General features: G+C 53.7%; 4 protein-coding genes. 2 read left to right on the top strand and 2 right to left on the bottom strand.

Going from position 1 to position 9197, the window contains the following annotated elements; all coding sequences use genetic code 11:
* The first annotated feature begins 26 nt into the window (after positions 1–26).
* Positions 27–809, top strand: a complete 783-nt coding sequence (locus K4A83_RS20805) for a Uma2 family endonuclease (protein ID WP_265266621.1) — start codon at positions 27–29, stop codon at positions 807–809.
* A gap of 56 nt (positions 810–865) precedes the next feature.
* Here K4A83_RS20805 and K4A83_RS20810 read toward each other — a convergent pair whose 3' ends face one another.
* A complete protein-coding gene (locus K4A83_RS20810; protein WP_265266622.1) occupies positions 866–1591 on the bottom strand; it encodes a 4'-phosphopantetheinyl transferase family protein in 726 nt (241 codons plus the stop codon).
* A 68-nt stretch (positions 1592–1659) separates the two neighbouring features.
* On the opposite strand from K4A83_RS20810, the gene K4A83_RS20815 reads away from it, so the two are divergent.
* Complete coding sequence (locus tag K4A83_RS20815; protein ID WP_265266619.1) at positions 1660–7737, top strand: translocation/assembly module TamB domain-containing protein; 6078 nt, start codon at positions 1660–1662, stop codon at positions 7735–7737.
* 206 nt (positions 7738–7943) lie between these two features.
* Here the strand turns inward: K4A83_RS20815 and K4A83_RS20820 are convergent, their stop codons facing one another.
* Entirely contained in the window at positions 7944–8612 is a 669-nt protein-coding gene (locus K4A83_RS20820) for a hypothetical protein (protein WP_265266620.1), read from the bottom strand.
* Positions 8613–9197: the final 585 nt, after the last annotated feature.

The following is a 9197-nucleotide window of genomic DNA, read 5'->3' on the forward strand; positions in this document are numbered from 1 at the left end:
GATTCGCCCAACTCAGAGCAATCACTATGGTTCAACAACTGTCCCAAACCGTAATTTATCCCGAAAGTGACGGACAACCAATGGCCGAGAATACCCAGCAATTCCAATGGATTGTAGTCATTAAAGAGAACTTAGAAATTTTATTCGCCCATCGTCCTGATGTGTTCGTTGCAGGGGATTTACTTTGGTATCCCGTAGAAGGGGACAATAAAACCCGTCAAGCGCCTGATGCCATGGTAGCTATCGGACGGCCGAAAGGTCATCGGGGGTCCTATCGGCAGTGGGAGGAGGATAATATTGCTCCCCAGGTGGTGTTTGAAATTGTTTCTCCGGGGAATCGTTTGGCGGAGATGAATCGGAAACTGAGGTTTTATGAGCGTTACGGAGTGGAAGAATATTATATCTATGACCCAGAACGTTGGGACTTAGCGGGATGGTTGCGGGGAGAGGGGGGATTAGAGATGATTGAGGAAATGGAAGGCTGGGTGAGTCCTCGCCTCCAGATTCGCTTTGAATGTCAGCCGACGGGGTTAGAGTTGTATTATCCTGATGGTCGTCGGTTTTTAACTTCTATCGAGTTACAGCAACAAGCAGAAGCGGCACAGCGACAAGCGGAAGCGGCACAGGGACAGGCGGAAGCGGCACAGCGACAGGCGGAAGCGGCACAGCAACAAGCGGAAGCGGCACAGCGACAGGCGGAAGAGTCTGAACAACGGGCGCGACGGGTAGAGGAGGAATTGGCGGCGGAAAAAGTGCGATCGCAACGTCTCGCCGAACAGTTAAAACGCCTAGGCATAGACCCCGATTAAAACCCTATTGTAGGTTGGGTGAAGCGCAGCGCAACCCAACAAAAGGTAGAGGAGGACTAGCGGCGGAAAAAGTGCGATCGCAACGTCTCCCAATCCTGCCAGTATCGCACCACCACATCCCGACTCCCCACCGCTAAGGCCCCGATATAATCCGGGGCGGGAGTCAGATGATACAGTGACCACTCCGCCGAGATTCCGCTAGAATGGGCAAGACGCAGGATTTCCACAGGGGCATCTGGTAAACAAGACACTTCAACCTGCTTTAAGCCTTTAATCCCTTCCCCCGTGGCCTTTAAATAGGCTTCCTTGCGCGTCCAAGCTTGGAAAAAGGCTATTTCCTGCCCAGAAGAATTTAAGGTGGCGATTTGGGCGGCCTCGCGGGGGGTAAAGAAGCGTTGAGCCAGTTGGAGAACATTGGCAATGGGGCGCAAATGTTCTAAATCTACACCGATGGGATAGCGGGGCGTGATACTGTACAGGGCTAGCTGGTGGGAGTGGGAAAGGTTGAAAGACAGGGAAAAATCCGTCAAACTGGGTTTACCGTTGGGAGTATAGCTAAACTGGAGACGCTGGGGAGATGTGGCGAGGTAGTGGGCGAGGAGGAGCCGCAAACAGCCGCGACTGATTTGGAACCCTTGGCGATCGCTTTCAAAAGCATAACGGGCCGCTCTGGCTTGTTCGTCGGGGGAAAGCAGGGGCATGAGTTGGGGCAGGGGAAAGGGGGGATGAAGTAAGGAAACTTGCCAGAGGTGAACTTCGTTTAAGGGTAAAGAAAGAGTCATCAAGGTGCAGATTAGCGAATAAAAGCCCTAGGGTGATCATAAAATATGGCTGCTGTGAGGTAACAATCATGACGCAATTTCCCAACGCTGAACCAACTCCGGAATCTCAGGAAAGTCCCAGAGGTTTTCGCCGCTTAGGTGTTGCCTTGGGAGTCGTGTTGTTGGTGGGGGCTGGGGCGAGTCTCCCCGTGATTTGGCTACTTCTACAACAACTATTACGGCCTTTTGTCGTGGCACAGTTAACGGAAACCCTCGAACGCCCTCTAGAATTGGGGGATGTTCAGGGCTTTTCTCCTGTTCATCTCCGCTTTGGAGAAACCCGAATCCCCGCCACAGAAGGAGATGCAGACTTTGCCACCGTGGAACGGGTCACAGTGCGTTTTAATCCCGTGGGGATGTTGGCAGCGCGTCAGATTGTCTTAGATGTGAGTTTAGAAGGGGCCCAGGTCTATTTAGAGCAGGATGAGACGGGAAAATGGCTCAACTTGCCCGATTTTCCCCAACGGGACCCCGAGCAACAGGCCTTAGTCCGAGTGGAACGGATTCGCTTACAAAATGCTACCGCAACCGTGGCCGCTCGTTCTCCCCAAGGCCACTTAAATCCGCCCTTTGGGGTGAGGGTGCGGGAGGGGGATATTCACCTAGGGGAAGAGTACAACAAGGCCCGGGGAGAGTTAGCTGGGGATGTGTTAGCAGGGGGCCGTTTTGCCCTACAAGCCGAGTTAGAGAATCTTAGGGAGTTTCGGAGTCCCCAGCTACGGGGTAAAGGGAATGTGCGGTTAGAGGCGATCGCACTGGGAGCCCTCCAACAATCCTTTCTCGCCCAATTACCCCTACAAATCGAAACCGGACAAGTCGGGGGTAACTTCACCGTCGAGATCGCCGGAGATCCCCTCAATTTAGACAGCCTACCCCAACTGAACGGCCTATTGACCCTCGACAACTTAACCCTCCTCCTCGACGATTTAAAACCCAATCTCACCGTCGCTCAAGGCATCATCCGTTTACAGGGCGATCGCGCCCAATTAGAAGGCCTAGAGGCCACCCTCGGGGAAATTCAGGCCATCATCGGAGGCTCCCTCTCCCCCCAAACAGGCTTTAACCTACAGGGCAAAATCCCCACCTTAACCCTCCCCAACCTCTTCCAAACCTTTGAACTCACCCCCCCAGAATTTACCCTAACCGGCACCCTAGAACTCGAAGGACAACTCACCGGCCCCTTCAATCAAGGAGTCATTACCGCCAGCGCCCGTCAAACCTGCCCCACCCGCAACAAACTCTCTCCGGCCGCCTTTTGTGGCCTCACCCTCGATCAAGTGCGAGTACAAAGCCTAGAAGCCGATGTCACCCTACATTTAGGGGAAGAACGAGGCATCCTCCAACGGTTAGAAATAATCCCCACCTTGGGGGGTAAAATAACCGGGAGCGGAACCCTAGAATGGGGAGAACCCCGCACCGCCTTTGTCCAACTATCCGGAGTCGATTTACCCAGTCAGCGCCTCGCCCGTCTCTACAACTTGAACCTCCCCCTCCCCCTAGAATCCCTCGACATTCAAGCCCAAGCCCTCATCCCCCTCGATAACTGGCAAAATCTACGAGCAACCGTCGCCAGTAACACCTTATTGGGCGGTGGACAGGTGGCCGTGCGCGACCTCCAGATTCAAGATCAACGCTGGCAGGGAATCCTACAAGCCCAAGGAGTCCGCTTAGGGGACTTGTTCCCCCTCCCAGACCTCGCTCAAGGACAAATCGGGACCGCCAACGCCCAGTTACAAGTAGCCGGCCCCCTGCAAGATTTCACCCTCAATCGTCTAGAAGTCCGAGGAAATGCCAATCTCACCCTAGGAGGAGGAAACGCCCAACTAGAGGATCTGCAACTCTCCCAAGGACGCTGGCAAACCAACCTCCGCGCCAGTAACATTAACCTGCGCCCCCTCTTCAATCAGGAGTCAGGAGTCGGGAGAGGGGGAATCGGAAACCGAAGTGGAATTAACGCCATTAGCCAACACCTCGGCCCCGCCAACGCCAACCTCCGACTCACCGGATCCCTAGAATCCTTCACCCCCGACACCATCACCGCCCAAGGACAAGCCAGCCTAACCCTAGCCGGGGGAACCCTGCAAGCCCAGAATCTCACCTTCCGTAACAACCAACTCCGCACCACCCTCCGCTCCCAAGGGGTACAAATCGGACGTATCACCCCCCAACTCCTGCCCCCTAACGTCGCCTTACCGCCCCTAGGGAGCTTGGATGGGCTGTTAGACATCTCCAGCCAGTTCAAGCCCCTTACCGCGCCGCCTAGCACCCTCTCCCAAGCCCTAGAGAGCCTCCAGGCCACCGGAAATCTGGGGGTAGGGGTAGCCGGGGGACGAGTCAGCGCCTCCCGTTTGAGCCTAACCGGACAAACCCTCACCGCCGATATTCAAGCCACCGGGGTAGCCCTGGGTCCTCTAGCCCCCACCACCTTCCCCCTCAACCGTACCCAGTTGGGAGTAGCCACCGCCACCGCCCAAATCCGCGCCCCCCTTGACCAGTTGACCGACCTCAACCGCCTCACCGCCCAAGGGAACGCCGAAGTCCAACAACTAGCCGGGGGACAGGTCACGGCTCGCTTCCAACTGGCTCAGGGAAACTGGCAGAGTCAGGTAGAAGCCGCCGCCCTCCAACCCCATCGCCTCACCCCCCAACTCCCCCCGGAATGGGTAGAAACCGCTAGCACCTCCCTAGAAGTGACTGGAAATTTAAAGGACTTGACATTAGACGCAATTCGTGCATCAGGTTCAGCCCGTTTAGGAGTGGCCGGGGGACAGGTACAGGCGAACCAGATCCAACTGAGTGGGGGCAACCTAACCGCCCAACTCCTGCCCCAAGGGGTGCAACTGGCGAGGATTGCGCCCCAACTGCGGGGGAGTTTAGGGGGAGAATTGACCGTTGGGGCGAGGGTGGCGGATTTCCAAGTGGGCAACACCCAAGCCAGAGGGCAGATCCGCCTGAGTCAAGGGGTTTCCCTCATTACCGACCCCCTCACCGCCCAATTTGCTTGGGATGGGCAACAGTTAAATCTGCAACAGGTACAGGCTGGGCAACAGTTGACCGCCCAAGGCACAGTTAATCTAGATGGACAGGCCCTACAACGGGGGGACTTTAGCCCTCCTGTGATTCAAGGATTTAATCTCACTGTGGGGTTGAATGATCTGCCCCTGAACCGAATTCCCCCGGAAATCGCCACCCTAGACCCAGACCTCCTCACCCTCGCCGGAACCGCCAGTTTTAACGGACAAGTTTCCGGCACCCTAAACCAGCCTCAAATTCAGGGCAGCTTGGCCTTAAATAATCTCGCTGTCAATGATCTCCCCTTTGACCCCAGCCTCGCCGGGTCTGTGCGTATCCTTGCCGGACAGGGGGGGGTGGTAGACTTACAGGGAACCCGACAGGATAGGGTCTATGCTGAGTTAGGGAGTGGCTACCTCCCCACCACCTTTGATCTCCGTCTCAATGCCATGGCGGCCACAGGTCAAACCACGGGGAATCTCCTCACCGCCCAAGTAGAACAATTTCCCCTCGCCCTAGCCAAGTCCCTCATCCCCCTCCATCTTCTGCCCCCCACCATTGCCACCCAGCCTCTGAGTGGGGATTTATCGGGAGAGGTGAATCTCAACTGGGCAACGGGGGAGTTAGGAAGTGCGATCGCCATTACTCAACCCACCCTCGGCCCCCTCTCCGGGCAACAATTCACCGGAACCCTCCAATGGCACAACGGCATCCTAGCCCTCAAGGACGGACAATTCCGCAACGGAATCACCACCTACAACCTCAACGGTCAAGTCACCCCCTTAACCCCTAACCCCCAATTCCAAGTCACCCTAGCCGTAGACAACGGCGACTTACAAGATATCATCACCACCCTTAATCTCTTCGACCTCGTAGACCTCACCAACCTCGCCCAAACCTTCCAAACCCCCCCCGACCAATTCGGCCGCGCCGCCGACCTCAACACCGTCAGCGTGGGCGACCCAACCACCACCGTCTACAACCAACTGCGCCGCCTCTCAGAAATCACCGCCCTGCAAAACCAACAGGCCGCCGCCAACCAGCCCCCCGTCCCCTTACCCCCGCTCACGGAAGTTCAAGGGCAATTTAACGGCACCATTACCGCCTCCGGCGCGCTCCAAGGGGGGTTAGAAGGGATTCAGGCGAATTTTAACCTGAGCGGCGAAAACTGGTACTGGGGCTTCTATAACCTCGACAACCTACTAGCCCAAGGAGAACTCAATAATGGGGTGGTGCGAGTCCTGCCCCTAGAAATTACCCTCGGCGGGGGAGAAATTGCCTTTAGTGGAGCCTTTGGCGGGGAAACCATTTCCGGTCAACTGGAAATCACCGACCTCCCCATTGCCGAACTCCAAGAATTCCTCCCCCTCCCCCCCGACATCGGCTTTGACGGCACCCTAAACGCCAGCGCTACCCTCGGCGGCACCCGCGCCAATCCCCAAGCCAGGGGCCGCCTTGACCTCCTGAACGCCAGCGTTAACGATACCCCCATCTCCATCGCCACGGGCAGCTTTAACTACAGCAATGCCCGCCTACAATTCTCGGGTCGCAGCATCCTCAGTGCCGATGGAACCCCCCTCACCTTAACGGGAGTCATCCCCTATCAACTCCCCCTCCCCGAAACCCTCCCCCCCCAAGACAACAGCCTTGAAATTACGGCCAAAGTGCAAGATGATGGCTTGGCCTTGTTGAACATCCTCACCCGTCAACAATTGGTTTGGCAGGATGGGGAGGGAGAAGTTGACCTAAAAATTGCCGGAGCCATTGACCCGGAAATCCGCCAACTGACCAGCCTCAAGGCCCAAGGGGTGGCCATCGTGGAAAATGGGGTGATTTCCTCCCAATTCCTCCAAGACTCCATCACTGACCTCAACGGTGTCATCCAGTTCAACTTTGACAACATCGCGGTAGAATCCCTCTCCGGTAACTTTGGCGGGGGGGAAATCCTAGTCCGGGGCATCCTCCCCACAACTACCCCCCTCACAGACCCAGAAGACCCCCTCAGTGTTACTCTTGGCAAACTGGGCATTAACGTGAAAGGGTTGCTAACTGGGGAAGTGCAAGGGGATCTGGTCATTGGGGGCAGTGTGTTAGAACCCCGCATTTCCGGGGACATCGATCTAGCCAATGGTCGCCTTGACCTCCTCGGGGCTGCTGCCACTGGGGGCGGTGGGGGGAATGGTAATAACGGTCAAGGGGTGATTAATCAAGTCCAACTGGAGAACCTCCGCTTAACTCTGCGGGATAATTTTGTGATTCAGCAACAACCTTTGTTAGAATTTTCTGCTCAAGGGAGTTTAGTGGCTAATGGCAATCTGTTGAATCCTTCCCCAGAGGGGGTGATTGAACTACAACAAGGCACCATTAACCTGTTTACCAGTCAACTGCGGTTAGATCGCAACTATGAGAATACGGCTCGCTTTACCCCCCAAAGTGGTTTAGATCCTCAATTAGATATTCGCTTGGTGGGGGCGATTTTAGAAACAGACCGTCGGGGCTATGTGGCGGATCCTTACTCGTCGGAAGTGGTTGATAATCCTATTGATGTGGGGACGGTGCGCACCATCCGGGTCGCGGCTCAAGTTCAAGGGTCTGCCCAAGAATTAGCCCGCAGTTTGGACACTTCTTCCACTACGGGATCTGCGCCCTCTCGGGATATTCTGACCCTCACGAGTAGTCCTACTCGTTCCCAGACGGAGATTGTGGCGCTGTTAGGGGGTGGGTTTATCAATGCGGTGGCTGGGGGTGATAGTACGGCTTTGGTGGGAGGATTAGCGAATTTGGCGAGTAATGCTCTGTTGGGGGATGTCTTTAGCGAGGTACAGAGTGCTTTTGGCTTAAGTGAGTTTCGCATTTTCCCGGCGGAAGTGATTGATGAGGAACGGGGCAGGACGGGAACATTAGGGATTGCGGTGGAATTGGGGAAAGATATTGGACGTAATTTCTCGGTGTCGGTGTTGCAGTATCTCACGCCACCGGAGCAGCCAACTCGTTTTAATGTGCGCTATCGGATCAATGATAATTTTGTTCTCCGGGGGTCTACGGGGTTGACGGGGGAAGGTCGGGCTTCTTTGGAGTTTGAGTCGCGGTTTTAAGGTTTGAGGGGTCTGCTGAATAAGCCCAACGCTAGACTCAACAAGGGAATTGACAATTGATAATTGACAATTGACAATTATCAATTATCAATTATTCCCGACTCCCCTGCTCCCCTGCTCCCCTGCTCCCCGACTCCCGACTCCCGACTCCCTGAGTTATTCACCAAAGCCCTATTTGGGAGGGGGATTTAGGGTGAGGGGATGGGTTAAGGACGATTGTCGCGAGATTGCTCGCTCTGTTGTTGGGCGCGATCTTCCTCATCAAAGACTAAGGATTCCGCTTCTTGACTCCGATAACGTTTGACATTCTTGGCTAAAGAAGAAAAGACTGCCGCCGTTCCCTGACTATCCTTATCAAAACTGATGGTCGCTGGAGCATGAAAACCATAATCTATAGCATCGTCGAGTGCCGTTAAATCAGCACTTAAAAAGACAAATTGCCATTTGTCCTTTTCTTGTTTTTCCGCCAAGAGTTTCATGACTTGGGCCTTGGTAAATTCTCGACTGCTATTTTCTTGGCCATCGGTGATAATCACAAACACGACTTGATCTGGCTTTTCCCCTGCTGGCATCGTTGCCAAACGATGGGCTAAATCAATAATGCCCCGACCGATGGCATCAAGCAACGGTGTTGAAGCTCGCGGCACATAGGTTTCACGACTTAAGGGGGCTACCTGCTCAAGGGGGGCAAACTGATGGATCACTTCGTAGGGATCTTGACTGTCAAATTGTACGAGGGTGAGGGTTGCCCGCCCGGTTTCTTCCTGCTGACTGGCTAAAAATTGATTAAAACCACCAATGACATCATCTTGAATGGTGTCCATTGAACCGGTGCGATCCAAAATAATTGAAATATGCGTGTAGGTTTCCGGCATGGTTGCTCCTGGGGGCGATCGCCTCTATTCGCCTCAATCTTAACTTACGCCCACATTGTATTTCAAGAAGAACTCGCTAACCGCATTCTTCCCTTTGACTCAAAATCGGCTGAACAATTTGCCATTATCTCTGCTCAACGGAGAAGTCAGGGGAAACCCATCTCTCAATTTGTCGAGGTCTGACTACTCTCCCCCACAGCTTATTCCTCATAAATTTCCAGATCAAACAAATCACTTTGATAGGATTTAAGAGAATATAAAGTAAAATTTGATACAGTATTTTGTGGATTTATGTTTTTATCAAAAAGTGATAATTGTTGGCTTCTGTTGACCTCCCTATTACAATTAGCACTGACAAAATCTCCCATAAGGTCACATCCATTTTTAAAGCGATTGATAATTGTTCTAATGGCTTCCAAGCTTTGATCAATACCAATCCATTTACGATTTAACTTAGAAGCAGAAGTGTTGAATGTTAGAAAAAAAATTGACAAAAAGCTCCTACTTCGGTAAAATAGGAGCTTGTTTTTTAAAAAAAATCAATAATTTGATTCTATCCAACTTCCCTCAAATTGTCAAAAAATG

This window comes from Spirulina subsalsa FACHB-351, assembly GCF_026130165.1.
GTDB lineage: Bacteria > Cyanobacteriota > Cyanobacteriia > Cyanobacteriales > Spirulinaceae > Spirulina_A > Spirulina_A subsalsa_A.